Genomic DNA, 20,570 nt, shown 5'->3' on the forward strand with positions numbered 1-20,570 from the left:
GAGTTCCATGCCAGTTCCTCACGGATAACCCGACTATGACCGACATTTCCAACGTCCAGCCCGACAGCCGCACCGAAACGGTGATGGAAGCACCCGACCTGAAAGTCTCGGTGCGTGAGATGTTCGGTATCGATGTGGACATGGAAGTCCCTGCGTTCAGCGAAGCGGACGAGCGCGTTCCCGATCTCGACCCGTCCTATGTATTCGACGCCGACACAACGCTGGCGATCTGCGCGGGCTTTGCCTTCAACCGGCGTGTCATGGTTCAGGGCTATCACGGCACCGGCAAATCGACGCACATCGAACAGGTTGCCGCCCGACTGAAATGGCCGTGCATCCGCATCAACCTCGACGCGCATATCAGTCGCATCGACCTTGTAGGGCGCGATGCCGTTGTCCTGCGCGACGGTCAGCAGGTCACCGAATTTCGCGAAGGTCTGCTGCCCTGGGCTTTGCAGACCCCGACCGCATTGGTGTTCGACGAATATGACGCCGGACGCCCGGACGTGATGTTCGTGATCCAGCGCATTTTGGAAGCAGAGGGCAAACTGACTCTGCTCGACCAGAATCGCGTGATCCGCCCAAACCCGTGGTTCCGCCTTTTCGCCACCGCCAACACGGTAGGCCTTGGCGACACGAGCGGCCTGTATCACGGCACGCAGCAGATCAATCAGGGTCAGATGGATCGCTGGAACGTGGTCGTTACGCTCAACTACCTGCCCGCCGCAGTCGAAGCGCAGATCGTGTTGGCGAAGTCGGGCGAATACGACCAGCCCGATGGCAAGAAGACCGTCGACAATATGGTCAAGGTCGCTGACATGACGCGGCAGGGTTTCATCAACGGGGATATCTCGACGGTGATGAGCCCGCGCACCGTCATCACCTGGGCGCAGAACGCGCTCATCTTCAAAGACGTCGGCTTCGCATTCCGCCTGACGTTCCTGAACAAATGCGATGAAGCCGAACGCAGCCTCGTCGCCGAATATTATCAGCGGGTATTTGGTAAAGACCTGCCCGAAAGCGTCGTCGGCAAGGCCTGATGGCCGACCAGACTCCTCTTGAGGCGTTCAAGGCTGTCCTGACCGGCACGGCACGCGCTTTGGCGCATGAGCCGGAGGTGGAGCTTGCCTTCACCGCCGATGCACCCACTCAGGTGGGGAAGAATATCAAGGTGCCGATGCCCGGTCGCGCGCTGCCCGCCGATCAGGTCGCCGAAGCCCGTGGGTTTGCCGATGGGTTTGCGCTACGGTTGCGGCATCATGATGCTGCGGTTCATGCGAGGAACGCGCCTTCCCCGCCAATCGCCCGTGCGGTTTTCGACGCTGTGGAAACAGTGCGGGTCGAGGCTTTGGGTGGTCGGGCGATGGCGGGCGTTCGGGCCAATCTGAACCATGCGCTCGAAATGCGGATGCGGTCGGACCCGATTGCGCGGGCAAAAGCGCGTGACGAGGTTCCACTATCCACCGCAGTAGCCCTGTTGCTACGCGAACGGCTGACCGGGCAGGCCCCTCCGGCAAATACCGAACACGGCCTGTCGATGGTCCGCGACTGGATCGAAACGGCCGGCGGTGCCGATCTCGACGCGCTGGGGATGGTGCTCGACGATCAGGCGGCGTTCGCGTCGCTGGCAACCAAATTGCTCGAAGATCTTTCGCTTATCGAAGGGGACATGATCCCCGACGATGAACAGGATGATGGCGACGACGACGGCGATCAGGACGGGCAGGACGAAACCGAAACCGGTGAGGATGATGCCGAAGGTGCTGGCGACCTCGATCAGCGCGCCGAAACGACCGAAACCGACGACACCGACGGCGATGGCGAAACCGAAAGTCAGGAGTCTGCGGAGGACGATACCGCAGATGGCGGTGACGGCGATCAAGAGGGGATGCTCCCCGTTCGTCCAAATCGCCCGCCTGCCGACCTGACGCCGGGGTTTGATTACAAGGCATGGACGACGGCGCACGACGAAGTGATCGCCGCCGACGAACTCTGCGACGCCGAAGAACTCGTCCGGCTACGTCAGTATCTCGACCAGCAGCTCATCCATTTGCAGGGAGCGGTGACAAAGCTTGCCAACCGTTTGCAGCGCAAGCTTATGGCGCAACAGTCGCGGTCATGGGATTTCGATCAGGAAGAAGGGATGCTCGATGCCGCGCGACTGGCGCGGATCATCGTCTCTCCGGGCCACTCGCTCAGCTACAAGATCGAACGCGAAACCGATTTCCGCGATACCGTGGTTACGCTGCTGATCGACAATTCGGGATCGATGCGCGGACGCCCCATTTCGATTGCGGCGATCAGCGCGGACATCATGGCGCGCACGCTTGAACGCTGCGGCGTGAAAACCGAAATTTTGGGCTTCACGACACGCGCGTGGAAGGGTGGGCAGGCACGCGAAAGCTGGCTTGCCGCTGGGCGTCCCGCCATGCCCGGCCGCCTGAACGACCTGCGCCACATCATCTACAAGCCCGCAGACACGCCCTGGCGGCGCGCACGGACATCGCTTGGCCTGATGATGCGCGAAGGGTTGCTGAAGGAGAACATCGACGGTGAGGCGCTGCTATGGGCGCACAGCCGCCTGTTGGCGCGACCCGAAGAACGCAAGATCCTGATGGTGATATCGGACGGCGCGCCGGTCGATGACTCAACGCTCAGCGTAAACAGCGGCAGCTATCTGGAAAAGCATCTTCGACAGGTTATCGGCTGGATCGAAAACAAGTCCCCGGTCCAGCTTGTCGCCATCGGCATCGGCCACGACGTAACCCGCTATTATGCAAAAGCCGTGACGATCATGGACGCCGAACAACTGGGCGGCACGATGGTCGAACAACTCGCCGGACTGTTCGACACAGAAAACGCGCGCTGATCAGACATAATTCGGGCCGGACGGTTGCCCGCCCGGCCCTTCCCTCGTTACGCAACCCGAGGGTAATTGATCAGCGACAGTTGCCACTTTTATCGATGGCGCGACCGGCCAGTGCGCCGGCACCCGCACCAAGGATCAAACCCGTACCGCTTGGGCGATTATAGCGCCCGCCACGTCCGACTTCGCGGCCCAGCAACCCACCGGCAATCGCGCCGATGATCGTGCCCGTTGTGCCTGAGCTTTGGCGGCAATCGCGATAGCTGCGGCGATAATCGCGACGGTCGTTGCCGTGCCAGTTGCCGCCACGATCGTAATACCCATTGTCGTTCTGATTGCCGCGGTCCGGATAGCCCCGATCTCCGTTGCCATTGCTCTGATAATAATCGCCCGAACGGTCACGGTCCTGTGCCAGCGCGGGTGTCGCAAAGCCGGTCAGCACGATACTGGCGGCGGCAGCGATTTGGATCAGTTCTTTCTTCATCGCCCGTCTCCTTGGTAACGACAGTCCCGTCGTCGTTGCTCTTAACCGCAAAGCGATCGTTGTTGCATTCGCTCTAAACCGATTCGCATGGAAATTGTCTGAACGGTTCGGTTATCCGATGTTCACAAAGGAACCCTGCGTTAAAGACATTGCGATGCGCTGGACCGTTTTGCTTTATGTTTTACTGCTTGGTCAGTGTGTTCGAAGCTCGACGACACATGACCTGACGCCCGTAAGTTCTGAGCCAGTCGAGATACACGTCGACCCAGTCGCGCTATACCCGGACAATGCGGAGCGCCGCCAGTTGGGAGCGTTGAGCTATCTGGGGGCTGGAAACTCGCCAGCGACAACCCGGCGTTCGGAGGGCTGTCATCGCTGAACGTCGAAGGAAACCGGCTGACCGCCCTCAGCGACGCGGGTGGACTGGTTCAATTTCGCATCGGCCAGTTCGGGCACATTTCACAGGCAAAGATCATGCCGGTGCCCACAGAATGTGGAGGAGGCAAGGAAAAGACCGGTCGCGACACCGAATCGCTGGCCCATGATCCGCAAAGCGGGCGCTGGTGGATGGGGTTCGAATGGCGAAACGTCATTTGCCGAACGAATGAAGATTTTACCGTTGGCGAACGTGTCATACAGCCGCCGGAAATGGCGAACTGGCCCCACACGAAGGGAGCGGAGACGCTGCTGCGACTCAGAGACGGTCGGTTCGTCGTCATTGCTGAAGGTGCGCCGAACGGCGGCCCGATTCGTCCGGTCGTGCTATTCAAGGGCGATCCCGCCGAAACGAACACACCACGCACGCGGCTTGGTTATTTGCCGCCCGATGGCTTTAGTCCGACCGACGCGACCGAACTGCCGGATGGGCGAATCCTGATCCTGAATCGCAGCTTTACCCTGACATCGCTATTCACGGCATGTGTCACGATCATCGACCCGCGCACGGTCCACGCCGGAGCGGTGCTAAAAGGCGCAGTCATCGCCCGCTTCGAACCACCCGCGATCACCGAGAATTTCGAAGGCATAGCATCGGGTACAGAGAACGGCAGGACCGTCGTCTGGATCATATCCGATGACAATTTCGCAAGCTGGCAGCGTACCTTGCTGCTAAAATTCGCCCTGACCGAAGCCAGAGCGAACTAAATTCAGGCTGCTACTGCCGCAGTCGCCGCTACGATGGCCTTAGCCACTTTGCGCTTCAGCCGCTGTGCCTTGAGGCTAAGCTGTGCTTCGCTGGTCTTGTTCAACCAGTTATCCAGGCCACCGACATGTTCGACCGAACGAAGGCCGTGCGTCGAAACGCGCAGCTTCACCGATTCGCCGAGTACGTCGGAGAGCAAGGTCACATTCTGCAAATTGGGCAGAAAAGTGCGCTTGGTCTTGTTGTTAGCATGGCTCACATTGTGCCCTACCATGCGACCCTTGCCGGTCAGTTCGCAAATGCGCGCCATCGCTCGTTCGTCCTGAATTACTGTGTTCTGAAAGGAGGCGCGCCTAACTGCAATGTGGCGCTTCGTCAACCTCTGAACCCTGGGCTCCACCCGTCACGCAACCCTCACGCGATCCGTTCGTTAAGGACCTATCGCTATACAGGGAGAGACGAAAATGCGCGCAATCTTGGGAATTCTGCTGGTGATAGTGTTGGTGGCGATCGCCGCATTCGCACTGGGCTTCATCAACATCGACAAGACCAAGGACGGCAAATTGCCCGCGATTCGCGCCGAAGGTGGTCAGATGCCGGGCTACGCAGTGACGACGGGCAAGCTCGAGGTGGGCACAACCAACACCACTGTCGACGTACCGAACGTCGGCACGCACAAGGAAACCGTGCAGACACCGACCATCGGCGTAAAGAAAGCCGCCGACTGATGGCGGCCGACCTGACGAAAAACGGGCGGGTTCGTCCACTTGCGGTGGTGGTGGCAATCTTTCTGCCACCACTGGGCGTGTTTCTCGACCGCGGGATCGGAAGCTCGTTCTGGATCACCTGCCTGTTGACGCTGATCGCATTTGTGCCGGGTATGGTGTTCGCCTTATACCTGACGCTGATCTCCCCGGCGGGCTGAGCTTCTGCTAGAGCGGGGAATGGTCTTTCCACTTCCCGCCCCGATGAGGCTCGCGCTCGACGCGGCGATTGCGGCAGCAAAGGAGAGTGAAGTCCCGGTCGGAGCCGTCATTACGCGTGGCGAACAGGTCATTGCCGTCGCCGCCAACGCCACACGCACGACCAACGATCCCACCGCCCATGCCGAAATTGTCGCCATTCGCGCAGCCTGCGCAAAGCTTGGCACCGATCGCCTTGTCGGCTGTACATTGTGGGTCACGCTGGAACCTTGCGCCATGTGCGCCGGCGCAATCACCCATGCGCGCATCGAACGCCTCTATTACGCCGCATCCGACCCGAAAGGAGGCGGCGTCGAACATGGCGCGCGCGTCTTTTCCCACTCGACCTGCCACCACAGACCCGAAGTCACTGCTGGTCTGGGTGAGCGCGAAGCGGCCGATCTGCTCCGCGATTTCTTTCTGGAAAGACGTGACCGATAGATGCCGACCACCGCAGTTCTTGTGAATTTCTGTAAAACCCGCCAGGACTGCGGCGACTGACAATGTCCACAACCATCCCCCCAGCCCCCCTCACGCCATTCCCGTGGATCGACGTCGCCATCATCATTGCGCTCGTGATGCTGAACGGTGTGTTCGCGATGTCCGAACTGGCGATCGTTTCCGCTCGTAAGCCCAGACTCGAGGCGATGGCGCGAAAGGGCAAAAGTGGTGCGCGCGTCGCACTGGAACTCAGCGCAAACCCCGGCAAATTATTATCGACAGTACAGATCGGCATCAGCCTGATCGGCGTCGTCGCCGGTGCCTATTCGGGCGCGGAACTGGGTGGCCCGATGGGCGACCGGTTACGCTGGCTTGGCCTGGATGCTCATACGGCATCGACTGCGGGCTTCATCGTCGTAATCGGGCTGACGACGTTCGTTTCCCTGATAATCGGAGAGCTTGTTCCCAAACAATTTGCGCTCCGTAAGCCAGAACCGATTGCCGCGATCATGGCACGCCCGATGCTGTGGCTATCCCGCGCCACCGCTCCGATCGTGTGGGTACTGGACGGCACCAGTGGATTGATTTTCCGCCTGCTCGGCCTCAGTCGCGAATCGGAAAGTCACGTCACCGCCGAAGAACTCCACCTGATCTTTGCCGAAGCCTCGAAATCGGGCGTTATCGAAGAAAGCGAGCGCGCAATCATATCGGGCGTCGTTCGCCTCGCGGACCGGCCGGTCCGCGAAGTGATGACACCGCGGACTGAGATCAACTGGATCGACATCGACGCCGATCACGAAACCCTGCTTACCGTCCTTGCCACAATGCCGCACAGCCGGATGCCCGTCGCAATGGGTTCGGTCGATGAAATCGTCGGTGTCGTGCAGGCGCGCGATATCGTTGCTCGACTGGTCACGGGCGAACCCATCGACCTGCGCGCCCTGATGCGTATTCCGCCGATCGTGCCGGATCAGGTCGATGCAATGGATGCTCTGGAGGCCCTCCGTCACGCTGACGTGCCGATGGCGATGGTTCGTGATGAATACGGCCATCTGGAGGGCATAGTGACGCCTGCTGACCTTCTGGCGGCAATCGCAGGGGCATTTGCATCCGATCAGGACGATGAAACCGATCCGCCGATCTTCGAACGCGAGGACGGTAGCCTGCTGGTATCGGGCTGGGTCGCTGCGGATACTCTTGCCGAACGGATCGGACTGAAGCTGCCCGACGATCGGGATTATGCGACGGTGGCGGGTCTTGCCCTTGCCGAGATGAAACGGCTGCCCAGCGTCGGCGACCATTTCGCCAGCGGCGGCTTTCGATTTGAAATCGTCGACATGGACGGACGCAAGATCGACAAACTGCTGATCGCCGAGATCGAAGAAGCCTAAGAATACGGCCCGTCACCCCGGAGAGAGCCGGAGTCTATACGGGCATCCGAAAGAAATACATCCGCCCTGCCCCCCATCCTTCGGGCCAGTGCCGCAAAACTACTCCGCTGCCGCCATCGCTTCGAGGTCGTGTTCGGCCGCCTGACGCATCCACATTTCGGCATACAGGCCATTTTTTGCCAACAGCGTCGCGTGCGTGCCGCGCTCGCAAACCCGGCCCGCTTCAAGCACCACGATCTCGTCGGCATCCACGATCGTCGAAAGACGGTGGGCGATGACGATGGTCGAACGACGCGCGGCTATCGCCTTCAGCGTTGTCTGAATCTCTGCTTCGGTCCGGCTGTCCAACGCGCTCGTCGCCTCGTCCAGTATCAGGATCGGCGGGTTCTTCAGCAGCGTGCGCGCAATCGCAACGCGTTGCTTTTCTCCGCCCGACAGCTTCAGACCGCGCTCACCGACCTTGGCACTATATTGGTCAGGCAAGGACGCGATGAAGCCGTGGATCGCCGCACCGCGCGCAGCATCCTCGACCTGATCCTGCGTCGAGCCCTCACGGCCATAGGCAATATTATACCCGATGGTATCGTTGAACAGAACGGTATCCTGCGGCACGATTCCTATGGCGGCGCGCAGACTGGCCTGACTGACCTTGGCAATGTCCTGACCATCGATCGTAATCCGGCCGCCGGTCGTATCGTAAAAGCGGAACAACAGCCGCGCCAGCGTGGATTTACCGGCGCCCGATGGTCCAACCACCGCCAGCGTTCCCCCGGCGGGTATCTCGAAATCGACGCCGTGCAGGATCTGGCGATCCTTGTCATAGGCAAATGAGACATTTTCGAATCGCACCACGCCCTCACCGACGATCAGCGGCAAAGCGTTCGGCACATCGACGATTTCGGCAGGCGTATCGATCAACCCGAACATCGCCTCCATGTCGATCAACCCCTGACGAATGGTGCGATAGACCATGCCCAGCAGATCGAGCGGGCGAAACAGTTGCGACAACCAGGTGTTGACCAGCACGACATCACCCGTCGTAAACCGCCCCTTCGACCAGCCCCAGACGACAAAGCCCATCGCTCCTGCCATCATCAGGTTGGTGATTAGCGATTGCCCGACGTTCAGCCATGCCAGCGAGTTCTCCGACTTCACCGCTGCGTCGGCATAGGCTTTCGCAGCGCCAGCATAACGCGCGGTCTCACGGTCCTCGGCGTTGAAATATTTGACCGTTTCGTAATTCAAAAGCGAATCGACGGCCTTGGCAGCAGCCCCGGTGTCCATCGTATTCATGTCTTCGCGAAGTTTCGCCCGCCAGTCGGTCACCGCACGCGTAAACCAGATATAGGCGACGACCATCAGCAACGTCGCGGCAACCAGAATGAAGCCGAATTTCACCCAGAAAAAGATCGAGACGACGATCAGTTCGATCACCGTCGGCGCGATGTTGAACAGCAGGAAATACAGCATCGTATCGATGCTCTTGGTTCCGCGTTCGATAATCTTTGCGACCGCTCCGGTCCGGCGGTCGAGGTGAAAGCGCAACGACAGCGCATGAAGTCGGCGGAACACATTGCTCGCAAGATGCCGGGTCGCATCCTGTCCGACGCGCTCAAAGATCGTGTTGCGAAGATTGTCGAACAGCACGCCGGCAAAGCGCGCGCCAGCATAAGCTACGACCAGCGCAATCGCGATTTGCGCGCTGGCCTCCATGCCCGGCACCATCCGGTCGATTGCCCATTTATAGAGCCAGCCCATCGAAAGCGTGATGCCCTTGGCAACCAGCACGAGCACCAGCGCAATGACGACACGCATACGAAGCGCTCGATCATCGGCGGGCCAGAGGTAGGGCAGGAACCGCCGCAGCGACGAAAACCCGGCGACGGGACTATTTCCAGTTTCAACGACGGGTGGCATGGCGTCGCATATGGTGCGCTTTGCCTCGTTTTGCTACCGATTAGGGCAGGTCGAACACAATCAGTGTGCAGCGCACCGGATTGGCGGCGTCGCAAAGTCGAATGGTGCGCTTGGGCCCGATCGCCATATCTGCCCGCATTGCCAGTTCAAGTCGTGGCGCGTTCGGGCCGATTCGGAGAATAGCAGGCCGCAGGATCGTGGCGCGCGCAACGGCCTGGGCTGACACGGGCCGGTCGGTTTGAGCCTGCGCGGTGGCGATGCCAGATGCGACGGCAACAAACGCTGCAATGGTAAATACTTTGCCAACCATAAACTGGCACTCTGCGAATTTCGCGGCGCTCGCCATCGGTCATTGCGTCGCGGACGTCCCGAATATGGATCGTCCTCGTTCGGCACGAACCAAAAGCGAACCCAAACTGGCCGCGTTAATGTTGGAAGACGTCCATATTGCGTCTAAGTTCGCCCCAATTCCGCCCGCCAAAGGATTTTTTCGATGCGCGTTTTGCTTTCCGCCCTCGCACTCGCTGCCCTCCCCATGCCCGCCCTCGCCGCATTACCGGTCGGAGCGGCAGCACCCGACTTCACCACGATGGGCGCAAAGGGAGGCAAGACTTTCCAGTTCAGCCTGGCAGATGCTCTGAAAAAAGGTCCGGTTGTCCTCTATTTCTTCCCTGCGGCATTCACATCAGGCTGCACCGTCGAAGCCCATGAATTTGCCGAAGCCAGCGATGATTTCGCAAAAGCCGGCGCAACACTGATTGGCGTTGCTGCCGACCCAATCGACAAGCTCGCCAAGTTTTCGGTCGAGGAATGCCGCAACAAATTCGCCGTCGCCGTCGCCAGTCCGGCAATGATTTCAGGCTATGACGTGAAACTGCCCCTGCTCGGCCGTTCGAACCGGACATCGTTCGTGATCGCACGCACCGGCCGAATTGCTTTCGCCTATAGCGCGATGAGCCCAGAGGGGCATGTGTCGGGCACGTTAGCAGCGGTCAGGGCTTTGAAAGCGCGCTGAAATTAACGACCTCGCAACTTCCCCGCCCTAGCCTCCCCATGCATGCGTTGTGCAGGGGACTGAGACGAACATGGGGCGGGAGGCGTTAAATCAACGCGACAATCGTCGCGCAATGCGGCTGGACGTGCGTCTGGCGGCGGGGTTGCGAGAGCCGGGTTCGTCACAGCGGTTCGATGTCGATGTCATCGACTTGTCGGTCGTGGGATTTCGGTGCGAAACCAGCTTCACGCTCGTAACCGGTAGCGCGGTATTCGTGACAATACCGGGGCTTGGTCCCCTGGAATGCACGGTCGCGTGGCGACGGGGCTATATCTATGGCTGCGAATTCGATCGCCCGCTTCACAATGCGGTGTTCGACCATATCGCGGCGCAGCACCGAAAACTTTGAGCACGTTGACGATCCATTAGCCTAACGCTGCTACAGGATAGTAATGTGGCCGTTCACCTCTCGACGCATCATGGGCAATCGCTGGTGGGCGATCGCGTTCGTGATCTTCGTTTGTTATCAGGCCATCGACTTTATCGGCGCGGCTCCAGCAGCAGATAACACCGACAACGCAACAATAACCGATATCTCGGGAGCACCGGTCGATAACGATCAGTTGCACAACGCGGAAGAAGCTCTCAAATCGCTGTAGATGAGACGCGCGCTTGCTCGGGGATTGATCCCTGTCTTCATTGTCCAGTTTTTTGCCTGGACCGGCATGTTCGCGCTATGGATCTACACGACGCCCGTCGTGATCGAGCGCCTCTCCCCCGGTGCGACCAGTGATAGTCCCGAATATCTGAATGGATTGACATGGGTGGGCATATGCTTCGCCTGCTATGCCCTGCTCTCCGCTGTTCTGAACTTCGCGCAACCGTGGGTCTTCGCCAAAATCGGACGGATGCAGGCTTATGCGGCCGCGCTTCTGCTGGGCGCATCGGGCATCGGCCTCGTGCCCTTTGCCGAAGGACCATCCGCTCTGCTCGGCTGCTTCGCCCTGATCGGCATTGCGTGGAGCCTGATCTCCACAATCCCCTATGCCGTCGGGTCCGAACTCGCGCGCGAGGATGAGATCGCGAAGGTGATGAACATCATAGCCTTCTCCGTCGTCATTCCTCAGGTCATCGCGGTCCTGCTGTTCGGACTTGTCACCCGCTCGTTATTCTCAGGCCATGTCGCCGCGACGATGGAACTCGGCGCGGCGTCGATGGCTGTTGCGGCGGTGGCCGTACTTGCGTTGCGGGTCGGGGTTAAGCCGCCAGCTTCCTGAGCACATATTGTAGGATGCCGCCGTTGAGGAAATATTCCAGCTCGTTGACGGTATCGATCCGGCAGCGCGTCTGGAACTCCTCGACCGTGCCATTTGCGCGGGTCAGCGTGACCGTCACGTCCTGACGCGGGCGCAGTTCGGCGACCTTCATGATCGTGAAGCTCTCCGTACCGTCCAGCTTCAGGGTCTTGCGATCGACGCCATCGGCGAACTGCAACGGCAGCACGCCCATGCCAACCAGATTCGAACGGTGAATACGCTCGAAGCTTTCGGTAATGACCGCACGCACGCCCAGCAGGTTGGTGCCCTTCGCTGCCCAGTCGCGTGACGAACCCGTGCCATATTCCTTGCCCGCGATGACGATCAGCGGCGTACCGTCTGCCTTGTGGCGCATCGCTGCGTCATAGATCGGCATAACCTCGCCTTTATAGCTCGTCATGCCGCCTTCGATGCCGGGGATCATTTCGTTCTTGATGCGGATGTTGGCGAATGTACCGCGCATCATCACTTCATGATGACCACGGCGCGCGCCATAGCTGTTGAAGTCGGCCCGCGCGACCTGATGTTCCTGCAACCACGAACCGGCGGGCGAATCCGCCTTGATCGAACCGGCTGGTGAGATGTGATCGGTCGTAATCGAATCGGAAAAGATCGCCAGGGGACGCGCTTCGATGATGTCAGCCACCGGAGCGGGCGTCATCGACATGCCCTCGAAATACGGCGGGTTGGCAACATAGGTGCTGCCTGCACGCCATGTGTAGGTGTCCGACCCTTCGATCTCGATCGCCTGCCATTTGCTATCGCCTGAGAACACCTGCGAATACCGGTTCATGAACATGCCACGGTCGATATTGGCGGCCATCACTTCATGCACTTCGGCATTCGAAGGCCATACGTCCTTCAGATAAACGTCGGTGCCGTCGGTCGCCTGCCCCAGTGGTGTGTTCGTGAAATCCTCGGTCACCGTCCCCTTCAATGCATAAGCAACGACGAGCGGTGGCGATGCGAGGAAGTTCGCGCGCACGTCCGGCGACACGCGGCCTTCGAAGTTGCGATTGCCCGACAGGACCGACGCAGCAACGATATCGTTATTGTTGATCGCATCCGAAATCGGCTGAGCCAGCGGCCCCGAGTTACCGATGCAGGTCGTGCAGCCATAGCCGACGAGGTTGAACCCAACCGCGTCGAGATCGGCCTGAAGACCCGACTTCACCAGATAATCGGTCACAACCTGCGAGCCGGGAGCCAGCGATGTCTTGACCCAGGGCTTCGGCTTCAGACCAAGAGCATGGGCCTTGCGCGCGACCAGACCGGCAGCAACCAGCACGCTCGGGTTCGACGTATTTGTGCAGCTCGTGATCGCAGCGATAACGACGTCGCCATCACCGATATCATGGTCGCGGCCTTCGACGGCGGCGCGCTTGAAGCCAACGTGCTTGTAAACCGACTCCAACTCACTGTTGAAAATGTCATCGACCTCGGTCAGCGCAACCTTGTCCTGCGGGCGCTTCGGGCCTGCAAGCGAAGGCACAACACTCGTCATGTCGAGTTCGAGCGTGTCGGTGAACACCGGATCGGGCGCATTCGAATAACGCCACAACCCTTGCGCCTTGGCATATGCCTCAACCAGAGCAATCGCGCTTTCACTGCGGCCAGTCAGTTGCAGATACGTAAGTGTCGCATCATCGACACCGAAGAACCCGCACGTTGCGCCGTATTCAGGTGCCATGTTAGCAATCGTCGCACGGTCGGCAAGCGACAATGCGTCCAGACCGGGACCAAAGAACTCGACGAACCGTCCGACAACACCCTTGGCACGAAGCATCTGGGTAACCGTCAGCACCAGATCGGTGGCGGTAATACCTTCAGCCAATGTCCCGATCAGCTTGAACCCGACAACTTCGGGAATCAGCATCGAAACCGGTTGCCCAAGCATCGCGGCCTCAGCCTCGATCCCGCCGACACCCCAGCCGAGCACGCCCAGACCGTTGACCATCGTCGTGTGGCTGTCGGTGCCAACGCATGTGTCGGGATAGGCGACCAGATCGCCATTGCTGTCCTTCGAAGTCCAGACCGCCTGTGCGATATGCTCCAGATTGACCTGATGGCAGATGCCCGTTCCCGGTGGCACGACCTTGAAATTGTCGAGCGCCTTCGATCCCCATTTCAGGAATTCATAACGCTCGCCATTGCGGGCGTATTCCAGCTCGACGTTATTATGCGCGGCCTGTGGCGTACCGAATTCATCGACCATGACCGAGTGATCGATGACCAGATGGACCGGAACCAGCGGGTTGATCTTTTGTGCATCGCCACCGAGCGCGTTCATCGCATCGCGCATCGCCGCCAGATCGACGACGCAGGGAACGCCGGTGAAATCCTGCATCAGCACGCGCGCGGGGCGATACTGGATTTCGCGAGTCGATTTCGGATCGTTCTGCCAATCGATCAGCGCCTGAATGTCGGCTATCGTCACCGTTACGCCGTCTTCGAAGCGGAGCAGGTTTTCGAGCAACACCTTCATCGAAAAAGGCAAGCGTGAGACGTCGCCCAGTTTCGCAGCGGCTTTCTCAAGCGAGTAATAAGCAACCGACTGTCCGCCCGCCTCCAGGGTCGTGCGAGTGGCGAGTGTATCTTGGCCGATTGCCGTCATGGATTTTTCCCTGATCCGATGGAGTCGGGGTCGCCTTAGCAAGCAGAGTCACTAACGAAAAGGGAGCCACGTCACCGCAGCTCCCCTTGAATTGCATTATTTGCGATTATCAGGTGCGTTGACCCATGCCACCTGACCCTGCCGATGCGCCGCTCTGCGAATTGGGTCCGTCACCCATTGTCGAACTGAACCCGGAGTTTTTGGGAGCTGTTGGATCGCCCTTTTCCGGGGCTGTCGGATCGGCGTCGATCAGGTCATCCGACGCGCTGCCAGTTGCACCTGCTGTCGACCATGCCGTGCCACCGCCATTTTGCGTCTCGCCGGTGACCTTGGCATCTTCGACCCTCTGATCGAGTCCACCTTTATTACCGTATCCGCCCTGCTGCGCTTGCGTCAGTTTCTCGGTACGGTCGGCACCGTCCCGCATGTCATCGATGGCGCTCGGCTGATTGATATTCTTGCTCATCTTATCTCTCCGCAAATCACCCGCTTCGAAGGATAAAACTGCTGACTCCCTTCGACGTTCCGGCACCGCAAGCGCAACGTCCCGGAAAAAACTCTAGTCGTCCTCATCCTCATATCCGACGAGATCGAGCGCCCGCGCCTTGATCTGCTGTGTCATGCACCAATGCACGATCGCATCCTCACGACCATGTGTGACCCAAACCTCTTTCGGCACGATTTCCAACAGCGTTTCGGTCAATTCGTCCCAGTCGGCATGATCGGATATCACAAGTGGCAATTCCACATTGCGCTGAACCGCCCGTTGGCGAACGCGCATCCAGCCGCTCGCCATTGCAGTAATCGGATCGGGCAGACGACGACTCCAACGATCGTTGAGCGCGGAGGGGGGCGCGATAATTATGTGGCCGCGCATCTCGTCCTTGCTGGCAACCAGTGCTGGCCGCAGCTCGCCAAGGTCCACACCCCACTCGCGATAAAGATCGCAAAGCCGCTGCATTGCCCCGTGAATATAGATCGGCGCATCGTGACCCAGCAGCCGTAACTCCGCGATCACCCGCTGCGCCTTGCCCAGCGCATAAGCGCCAACCAACACACAGCGTTCAGGCTCGGCAGCGAGTGCCGCCAGCAACTTTGTCATTTCGTCGCGGGTTGCGGGATGGCGAAACACCGGCAGGCCGAACGTCGCCTCCGTTATAAAGATGTCGCACGGCACTGGTTCGAACCGCACGCAGGTGGGGTCGAACCGTCGTTTATAATCCCCTGAAACAACGACCCGCTCGCCCGCATATTCCAGCAGGATTTGCGCCGATCCAAGGACATGCCCGGCAGGAACGAAGGTTACGCTCACTTCGCCGATCTGAAACCGCTCGCCATACACAACGGGGTTCGCGCCCGCTTGCTCGCCATAACGTACGCCCATGATCGCCAGTGTTTCGGGGGTGGCCCAAACCTGTTCATGGCCGCCGCGCGCATGGTCGGCATGGCCGTGCGTCACCAGCGCACGCGCAACGGGCCGCGAAGGATCAACCCAGGCGTCGATGATCGGAATATAAATTCCCGAAGGTTGGGGATCGATCCAAGAGCCGAGACGCGCCATCATCCCTATATGGATGCGATGATAAGTGATTCCCAGCTACCACAGGTGCTTAGCGACTGGTTTGCCGCGAAAGGCTGGGCACCACGCAGGCACCAGCTTGAAATGCTGACGGCAGCGCGGGCTGGGCGTAATGCGCTCCTTGTTGCGCCCACGGGTTCGGGCAAAACGCTGGCAGGGTTCATGCCGACTTTGGTCGAACTGATCGAAGCGCCCACGGACGGCCTGCACACGCTCTATATATCACCGCTGAAAGCGCTCGCCGTCGATGTGCAGCGCAATCTGTTGACTCCAATTGCCGAAATGGACCTCGATATCCGGGTCGAAACGCGGACTGGTGACACCCCATCGGATCGCAAGAAGCGCCAGCGCGAACGGCCGCCACAAGTTCTGCTGACGACACCCGAGAGCCTTAGCCTGCTGCTGAGCTATCCTGAGAGCACCAACCTGTTTGCAGGACTAAAGACCGTCGTCATCGACGAAGTTCACGCTTTCGCCACCGGGAAGCGTGGCGACCTTTTGTCGCTCGGCCTGTCACGCTTGCAGACTATTGCCCCAAACCTCCGCCGCGTTGCGCTGTCCGCAACCGTGGCCGACGCCGACGGTTATCGCGCATGGCTTGCCCCCAATGGAGACATCGACAGCGTGACCGCCGTTCAGGGTGATCCGGGGGCCGAACCCGACATCGCAATCCTGCTCCCCGAAGGCCGCGTTCCGTGGGCGGGCCATTCGGGACGATATGCCGCGCCGCAAGTGATGGCCGAAATCGAAACGCACAATACGACTCTCGTATTCTGCAACACCCGCGCTCTGGCCGAACTCATCTTTCAGGATTTGTGGAAGGCCAACGATCAGCAACTGCCCATCGGCATCCACCACGGCAGCCTCGATATAGAAGCCCGTCGCAAGGTCGAAGCGGCGATGGCCGACGGCAGATTACGTGGCCTTGTCGCCACGGCCAGCCTCGACCTCGGCGTCGACTGGGGCAATGTCGATTGCGTCGTCCAGATGGGTGCGCCGAAGGGGTCGTCACGGCTGCTACAACGGATCGGTCGCGCCAACCACCGGCTCGATGAGCCATCCGAAGCGGTCATAGTACCCGGCAATCGCTTCGAATATCTGGAAGCTCAGGCGGCACTCGACGCGGTTGAGGAGGGCGAACTCGACGAAGACCTGTTCCGCCCCGGCGCACTCGACGTTCTGGCTCAACACATCATGGCCTGCGCCTGCGCCGCGCCCTTCGACGAAGACAGGATGCTTGCCGAAATTCAGTCGGCGCTCCCCTACAGTGCGCTCGACCACAAAACCTTTGCCCGCGTTCTCGATTTCATCGCGACCGGTGGTTACGCCCTGCGCGCCTATGACAAATTCCGCCGTCTGACCCGCAATGCAGACGGGTTGTGGCGCGTCGCCCACCCGCGTTTCGTCACGCAGCACCGGATGAATGCGGGCATAATCGTCGAAGCAACGATGCTGACGGTCCGGTTCAGGAACGGGCGCAGGCTGGGCCGTGTGGAGGAAGGTTTCGCCGCCACGCTGACGACCGGCGACACGTTCTTTTTTTCCGGCCTCAGCCTCGAAGTCGAACGAATCGAAACCGAGGAACTGATCGTTCGCGCATCTTCCCGCCCCGCACGCATCCCCAGTTACGGCGGCGCACGCCTCGCGCTTTCCACACATCTCGCAAGGCGGGTTCGCGGGTTCCTCGATGACGAAAGCCAGTGGGCGCGCTTTCCCAGTGATGTCCGTGAATGGCTAGAGATGCAGATGCGGCGCTCGGTCCTCCCGGCACCCGGTCAGCTATTGATCGAAACATTCCCGCACCAGGGCAGGCACTATATGGTCGCCTATCCATTCGAGGGCTGGAACGCGCATCAGTCGCTCGGCATGTTGCTGACCAAACGCATGGAAAACCTTGGGCTGAAGCCGATCGGGTTCGTTGCCAATGATTACGCGCTCGCCACCTTCTCGCTCGAACCGGTCGTCGATCCCCGCCCGCTGTTTTCCGCCGACATCCTCGAAAACGAATTCGTCGACTGGGTGCAGAGTTCACACCTGCTGAAGCGTGCGTTTCGGGAAGTTGCAGTCATCGGCGGCCTTGTCGAACGCCAGCATCCCGGCAAGCGCAAGACCGGGCGTCAGGTCACTTTTTCGACCGACCTGATCTATGACGTCCTGCGCCGCTACGACCCCGATCACCTGCTACTGAAGGCAGCATGGGCCGACGCCCGCGCGCGCATGACCGATGTCGGCAGGCTGGGTGCCCTGCTCGATCGGGCGGCGGACAGCATCCTCCATATCGACCTGCCACGCGTTACGCCGCTTGCGGTGCCGGTTCTGGTGATGATCGGCCGCGAGCATGTTCCGCAGGGTTCGGCCGACGACGAGTTGTTGATCGAGGCAGAAACTCTCGCCGCAGAGGCCATGCACGCAGACTAGCGATTTTACTGTCGCACTTCATAGGTTTGCGGCATATTTTCTCTCGAGGGCATTGCAGAGGCCCGCGGGAGATGGCGATATGGCCACATTCGGGCCTAATTTTCCTTGCTTGTTGGCGCTGTCGCTGGCGGCTCCCCAGGCCGGCCTGGCTCAATCGACGGCACCTCCGCCGGTTCGGCCCACCATAATCAACAGTTCCGCCGATCTGGCGATGCGCATGACCGTTCCGGTTACGATCGATGGCAGCGGCCCCTATCAGTTCGTAGTCGATACCGGAGCCGACCGGTCCGTCATTTCGCGCGAGCTTGCCGATCGACTGGGACTGGCCCCTGCTGGCGAAGCAACGCTTCAAAGCATGGCAGGCGTCGAGCGTGTTCCTACTGTGACGGTCAAACGGCTGGGGGTCGCGGGTTTGATAATTCCCCACATCGATGCCCCCGCGCTCGCCGAGGAGAACCTTGGTGCACAGGGGTTGCTCGGTATCGACAGTCTCCAGAACCGCCGCATCATCATGAACTTTTCCGCGCAAACCCTGACAATCGCAGAACCGGGCGTTCGCGAACCGGTCGATCCCGATACCATCGTCGTCACGGCCCGTTCACGCTACGGCCAATTGGTGCTCGTCGATGCACAAATAGATGGCGTGCCGGTTACCGTCATCATCGATTCCGGCGCGCAGAACACGATCGGCAATCCGGCACTGCGGGCGTTGTTGATGAAACGGCATCGCAAAATGACATTTATATCGACCTACTTGATCGACGTTACCGGAGGACACCTCGCCGCGGATGTCGCGATGGTCAGCAAGGTGAGGATCGGCGGGATCAACCTTCGACAAGTGGTGGTCGCCTTTGCCGACGCGCACCCGTTCCAACGGTTCGGTCTGCAAAACCGGCCTGCCATGTTGCTGGGTATTAACACCTTGCGATCGTTTCGTCGTGTCTCGGTGGACTTTGCCCAGCGCAAGGTGCGCTTTCTCTTGCCGGGCGATGTCTGACGGCATAGTCGCACAGGCATGGTTCCCTTTTCGTTCGCCGGTCATGACCTTGCCGCACTCCCTGGGGGTGCGCTGTTCTGGCCTGCGCGGCGTGCGCTGATCGTCGCCGACCTGCACTTTGAAAAGGCGAGCTGGTTTGCCCGTGGCGGCCAGTTATTGCCCCCCTATGATTCGATCGCAACTCTGACCGATCTTACCGCGCTGACCGTCGTTTGCGCGCCAAAGGAAATCTGGTGCCTCGGCGACAGTTTCCATGATGCCGCCGGATGCGAGCGCCTCCCATCCCGCGCTCAGGTCATGCTGCGATCGCTGACGGGCACGCTCGACTGGGTCTGGATCACCGGCAATCATGACGCCGGCCTGATCGATCATTGCGGTGGGAGGATCGCGGACGAGGCGGAAGTCGACGGGCTGATCTTTCGCCACGAAGCCAACCTCCAAGAACTTCGTCCCGAACTGTCGGGCCATTTTCACCCCAAACTGCGCGTGTCGGTGCGCGGCCGCCGCGTTGCCCGTCGGTGTTTCGTGGCCTCCGCGACAAAGCTGATTCTGCCGGCCTTCGGATCGCTGACCGGTGGCCTCGACGCCAGCCATCCTGAAATCATGCGCGTGGCCGGTCGAACCGCACAGGCGCTGGTGCCGACAGAAAACCGGATGCTGCGTTTTCCCCTCGCCGCCTAAGCGCGGACGGCGGTTACGATATAATCCAGTTTCAGATCGTCCGTCAGAACGAAGCCGCTCAACGGACGATAACCGATGCCCTTTATATCAAGGGTTTTCAGTCCAGCTTCGGCGAACATGGTTTCCAACTCGTCGGGCATCAGAAACTTGTCCCAGTCGTGCGTCCCTTTCGGAATCTGCCCCAGCCCTTCGGCCACTGTTATCATCGCCAGCTTCGACATTGGTGTCCGGTTGGGCGTCGACATGACAAGCATCCCGCCCGGCACAAGCGCATTTGCCAGTCCGGCAACGAACGCCGCCGGATCGGCCACATGTTCGACCACCTCCATGCACGTAATCAGATCGAAACTTGCACCAGCAATGACGTCCAGACCACCCGCGCGATAATCGATTACAAGCCGCGAACTGAGCGCATGGTCTCTCGCCGCTTCGATGTTTTCAACGGCGGCATCGACACCGACGACTTCTCCACCCAGCCGGGCCAGTGGCTCGGTCAACAGCCCGGCCCCGCACCCCATGTCGAGTGCGCGCTTACCCGCCAGCGGACGTCTGGCGGTTGGGTCGCCATCCCAATGCAGGTCGATCGCCGCCCTGATATAGCTGAGCCGGACCGGATTGAGCCGGTGAAGCATCGCCGATGACCCTTTCGGGTTCCACCAGTCGCCCGCCATCGCGCCAAAGTGCGCGGCCTCGTCCAAAACGATACTCGTATCTGCCGTATGCGCCACGGTCGCGGTTGCGTTCGCCATGTCCCCTACCTATCAGGGCC

The 20,570-nt window shown here is 60.1% G+C and carries 22 protein-coding genes; 14 read left to right on the plus strand and 8 right to left on the minus strand.

What is annotated here, in order from left to right:
* Window positions 1-35 precede the first annotated feature (35 nt).
* Both cobS and cobT read left to right on the plus strand, forming a co-directional pair.
* Complete coding sequence (cobS, locus tag D3Y57_RS11615; protein ID WP_121153122.1) at window positions 36-1,040, plus strand: cobaltochelatase subunit CobS; 1,005 nt, start codon at window positions 36-38, stop codon at window positions 1,038-1,040.
* A complete protein-coding gene (gene cobT, locus D3Y57_RS11620; protein ID WP_121153123.1) occupies window positions 1,040-2,869 on the plus strand; it encodes a cobaltochelatase subunit CobT in 1,830 nt (609 codons plus the stop codon). The genes cobS and cobT overlap by 1 nt, the downstream gene beginning before the upstream one ends.
* 70 nt (window positions 2,870-2,939) lie before the next feature.
* Here the strand turns inward: cobT and D3Y57_RS11625 are convergent, their stop codons facing one another.
* Window positions 2,940-3,350, minus strand: coding sequence for a hypothetical protein (locus D3Y57_RS11625; protein ID WP_121153124.1), 411 nt, complete (start codon window positions 3,348-3,350; stop codon window positions 2,940-2,942).
* 366 nt (window positions 3,351-3,716) lie between these two features.
* Here D3Y57_RS11625 and D3Y57_RS11630 point away from each other — a divergent pair, with 366 nt between their 5' ends.
* A complete protein-coding gene (locus D3Y57_RS11630) occupies window positions 3,717-4,493 on the plus strand; it encodes an esterase-like activity of phytase family protein (RefSeq protein WP_277873357.1) in 777 nt (258 codons plus the stop codon).
* A gap of 2 nt (window positions 4,494-4,495) precedes the next feature.
* Here the strand turns inward: D3Y57_RS11630 and rpmB are convergent, their stop codons facing one another.
* On the minus strand, window positions 4,496-4,801 hold the full coding sequence (gene rpmB / locus D3Y57_RS11635) for a 50S ribosomal protein L28 (RefSeq protein WP_121153126.1): 306 nt from the start codon (window positions 4,799-4,801) through the stop codon (window positions 4,496-4,498).
* Between the two features lie 154 nt (window positions 4,802-4,955).
* On the opposite strand from rpmB, the gene D3Y57_RS11640 reads away from it, so the two are divergent.
* The 4 genes from D3Y57_RS11640 (at window position 4,956) to D3Y57_RS11655 (ending at window position 7,285) form a co-directional block, all read left to right on the plus strand.
* Complete coding sequence (locus D3Y57_RS11640; RefSeq protein WP_121153127.1) at window positions 4,956-5,219, plus strand: hypothetical protein; 264 nt, start codon at window positions 4,956-4,958, stop codon at window positions 5,217-5,219.
* A complete protein-coding gene (locus D3Y57_RS11645) occupies window positions 5,219-5,416 on the plus strand; it encodes a YqaE/Pmp3 family membrane protein (protein WP_121153128.1) in 198 nt (65 codons plus the stop codon). Before D3Y57_RS11640 ends, D3Y57_RS11645 begins: the two co-directional genes overlap by 1 nt.
* Window positions 5,417-5,435: 19 nt before the next feature.
* Window positions 5,436-5,894 (plus strand): nucleoside deaminase, encoded by a 459-nt coding sequence (locus tag D3Y57_RS11650; protein ID WP_121153129.1) that lies wholly within the window; start codon window positions 5,436-5,438, stop codon window positions 5,892-5,894.
* A gap of 62 nt (window positions 5,895-5,956) precedes the next feature.
* Window positions 5,957-7,285 (plus strand): hemolysin family protein, encoded by a 1,329-nt coding sequence (locus D3Y57_RS11655; protein WP_121153130.1) that lies wholly within the window; start codon window positions 5,957-5,959, stop codon window positions 7,283-7,285.
* A 99-nt stretch (window positions 7,286-7,384) separates the two neighbouring features.
* On the opposite strand, the gene D3Y57_RS11660 is transcribed toward D3Y57_RS11655, so the two are convergent.
* A complete protein-coding gene (locus D3Y57_RS11660) occupies window positions 7,385-9,202 on the minus strand; it encodes an ABCB family ABC transporter ATP-binding protein/permease (RefSeq protein ID WP_121153131.1) in 1,818 nt (605 codons plus the stop codon).
* Between the two features lie 40 nt (window positions 9,203-9,242).
* A complete protein-coding gene (locus D3Y57_RS11665) occupies window positions 9,243-9,512 on the minus strand; it encodes a hypothetical protein (RefSeq protein ID WP_162987092.1) in 270 nt (89 codons plus the stop codon).
* Between the two features lie 183 nt (window positions 9,513-9,695).
* Here D3Y57_RS11665 and D3Y57_RS11670 point away from each other — a divergent pair, with 183 nt between their 5' ends.
* The 4 genes from D3Y57_RS11670 to D3Y57_RS11685 all read left to right on the plus strand — a co-directional run bounded on the left by D3Y57_RS11670 (window position 9,696) and on the right by D3Y57_RS11685 (window position 11,473).
* Entirely contained in the window at window positions 9,696-10,217 is a 522-nt protein-coding gene (locus D3Y57_RS11670; RefSeq protein ID WP_121153133.1) for a peroxiredoxin, read from the plus strand.
* Between the two features lie 49 nt (window positions 10,218-10,266).
* Window positions 10,267-10,605 (plus strand): PilZ domain-containing protein, encoded by a 339-nt coding sequence (locus tag D3Y57_RS11675; protein ID WP_239026041.1) that lies wholly within the window; start codon window positions 10,267-10,269, stop codon window positions 10,603-10,605.
* A 43-nt stretch (window positions 10,606-10,648) separates the two neighbouring features.
* Complete coding sequence (locus tag D3Y57_RS11680) at window positions 10,649-10,855, plus strand: hypothetical protein (protein ID WP_121153135.1); 207 nt, start codon at window positions 10,649-10,651, stop codon at window positions 10,853-10,855.
* A gap of 66 nt (window positions 10,856-10,921) precedes the next feature.
* Window positions 10,922-11,473, plus strand: a complete 552-nt coding sequence (locus tag D3Y57_RS11685) for an MFS transporter (RefSeq protein WP_162987093.1) — start codon at window positions 10,922-10,924, stop codon at window positions 11,471-11,473.
* Here D3Y57_RS11685 and acnA read toward each other — a convergent pair.
* The 3 genes from acnA to D3Y57_RS11700 form a co-directional block, all read right to left on the minus strand.
* Entirely contained in the window at window positions 11,454-14,126 is a 2,673-nt protein-coding gene (gene acnA / locus D3Y57_RS11690) for an aconitate hydratase AcnA (RefSeq protein WP_121153137.1), read from the minus strand. The genes D3Y57_RS11685 and acnA overlap by 20 nt on opposite strands.
* 109 nt (window positions 14,127-14,235) lie before the next feature.
* Complete coding sequence (locus D3Y57_RS11695; RefSeq protein ID WP_121153138.1) at window positions 14,236-14,592, minus strand: hypothetical protein; 357 nt, start codon at window positions 14,590-14,592, stop codon at window positions 14,236-14,238.
* Window positions 14,593-14,685: 93 nt separating this feature from the next.
* Window positions 14,686-15,687 (minus strand): ligase-associated DNA damage response exonuclease, encoded by a 1,002-nt coding sequence (locus tag D3Y57_RS11700; RefSeq protein WP_121155817.1) that lies wholly within the window; start codon window positions 15,685-15,687, stop codon window positions 14,686-14,688.
* Window positions 15,688-15,705: 18 nt separating this feature from the next.
* Between D3Y57_RS11700 and D3Y57_RS11705 the strand changes: the two genes are divergently transcribed.
* The 3 genes from D3Y57_RS11705 to pdeM all read left to right on the plus strand — a co-directional run bounded on the left by D3Y57_RS11705 (window position 15,706) and on the right by pdeM (window position 19,801).
* Window positions 15,706-18,123, plus strand: a complete 2,418-nt coding sequence (locus D3Y57_RS11705; protein WP_121155819.1) for a ligase-associated DNA damage response DEXH box helicase — start codon at window positions 15,706-15,708, stop codon at window positions 18,121-18,123.
* Window positions 18,124-18,202: 79 nt separating this feature from the next.
* On the plus strand, window positions 18,203-19,120 hold the full coding sequence (locus D3Y57_RS11710) for a retroviral-like aspartic protease family protein (protein WP_121153139.1): 918 nt from the start codon (window positions 18,203-18,205) through the stop codon (window positions 19,118-19,120).
* Window positions 19,121-19,138: 18 nt separating this feature from the next.
* On the plus strand, window positions 19,139-19,801 hold the full coding sequence (pdeM, locus tag D3Y57_RS11715; protein WP_121153140.1) for a ligase-associated DNA damage response endonuclease PdeM: 663 nt from the start codon (window positions 19,139-19,141) through the stop codon (window positions 19,799-19,801).
* On the opposite strand, the gene ubiG is transcribed toward pdeM, so the two are convergent.
* Window positions 19,798-20,550 carry a bifunctional 2-polyprenyl-6-hydroxyphenol methylase/3-demethylubiquinol 3-O-methyltransferase UbiG gene (gene ubiG, locus D3Y57_RS11720; protein WP_121153141.1) on the minus strand — a complete coding sequence of 251 codons (753 nt, stop codon included), beginning with the start codon at window positions 20,548-20,550 and terminating at the stop codon, window positions 19,798-19,800. The two genes, pdeM and ubiG, sit on opposite strands and share 4 nt — an antisense overlap.
* Window positions 20,551-20,570 lie beyond the last annotated feature (20 nt).

The sequence above is a fragment of the Sphingomonas paeninsulae genome (genome assembly GCF_003660165.1).
Taxonomy (GTDB): domain Bacteria; phylum Pseudomonadota; class Alphaproteobacteria; order Sphingomonadales; family Sphingomonadaceae; genus Sphingomonas_O; species Sphingomonas_O paeninsulae.

Coding starts and splice junctions, on each gene's coding strand:
- cobS (WP_121153122.1), top strand. CDS start 36: ATGACCGACATTTCCAACGTCCAGCCCGACAGCCGCACCGAAACGGTG.
- cobT (WP_121153123.1), top strand. CDS start 1,040: ATGGCCGACCAGACTCCTCTTGAGGCGTTCAAGGCTGTCCTGACCGGC.
- D3Y57_RS11625 (WP_121153124.1), bottom strand. CDS start 3,350: ATGAAGAAAGAACTGATCCAAATCGCTGCCGCCGCCAGTATCGTGCTG.
- rpmB (WP_121153126.1), bottom strand. CDS start 4,801: ATGGCGCGCATTTGCGAACTGACCGGCAAGGGTCGCATGGTAGGGCAC.
- D3Y57_RS11640 (WP_121153127.1), top strand. CDS start 4,956: ATGCGCGCAATCTTGGGAATTCTGCTGGTGATAGTGTTGGTGGCGATC.
- D3Y57_RS11645 (WP_121153128.1), top strand. CDS start 5,219: ATGGCGGCCGACCTGACGAAAAACGGGCGGGTTCGTCCACTTGCGGTG.
- D3Y57_RS11650 (WP_121153129.1), top strand. CDS start 5,436: ATGGTCTTTCCACTTCCCGCCCCGATGAGGCTCGCGCTCGACGCGGCG.
- D3Y57_RS11655 (WP_121153130.1), top strand. CDS start 5,957: ATGTCCACAACCATCCCCCCAGCCCCCCTCACGCCATTCCCGTGGATC.
- D3Y57_RS11660 (WP_121153131.1), bottom strand. CDS start 9,202: ATGCCACCCGTCGTTGAAACTGGAAATAGTCCCGTCGCCGGGTTTTCG.
- D3Y57_RS11665 (WP_162987092.1), bottom strand. CDS start 9,512: ATGGTTGGCAAAGTATTTACCATTGCAGCGTTTGTTGCCGTCGCATCT.
- D3Y57_RS11670 (WP_121153133.1), top strand. CDS start 9,696: ATGCGCGTTTTGCTTTCCGCCCTCGCACTCGCTGCCCTCCCCATGCCC.
- D3Y57_RS11680 (WP_121153135.1), top strand. CDS start 10,649: ATGTGGCCGTTCACCTCTCGACGCATCATGGGCAATCGCTGGTGGGCG.
- D3Y57_RS11685 (WP_162987093.1), top strand. CDS start 10,922: ATGTTCGCGCTATGGATCTACACGACGCCCGTCGTGATCGAGCGCCTC.
- acnA (WP_121153137.1), bottom strand. CDS start 14,126: ATGACGGCAATCGGCCAAGATACACTCGCCACTCGCACGACCCTGGAG.
- D3Y57_RS11695 (WP_121153138.1), bottom strand. CDS start 14,592: ATGAGCAAGAATATCAATCAGCCGAGCGCCATCGATGACATGCGGGAC.
- D3Y57_RS11700 (WP_121155817.1), bottom strand. CDS start 15,687: ATGGCGCGTCTCGGCTCTTGGATCGATCCCCAACCTTCGGGAATTTAT.
- D3Y57_RS11705 (WP_121155819.1), top strand. CDS start 15,706: ATGATAAGTGATTCCCAGCTACCACAGGTGCTTAGCGACTGGTTTGCC.
- D3Y57_RS11710 (WP_121153139.1), top strand. CDS start 18,203: ATGGCCACATTCGGGCCTAATTTTCCTTGCTTGTTGGCGCTGTCGCTG.
- pdeM (WP_121153140.1), top strand. CDS start 19,139: ATGGTTCCCTTTTCGTTCGCCGGTCATGACCTTGCCGCACTCCCTGGG.
- ubiG (WP_121153141.1), bottom strand. CDS start 20,550: ATGGCGAACGCAACCGCGACCGTGGCGCATACGGCAGATACGAGTATC.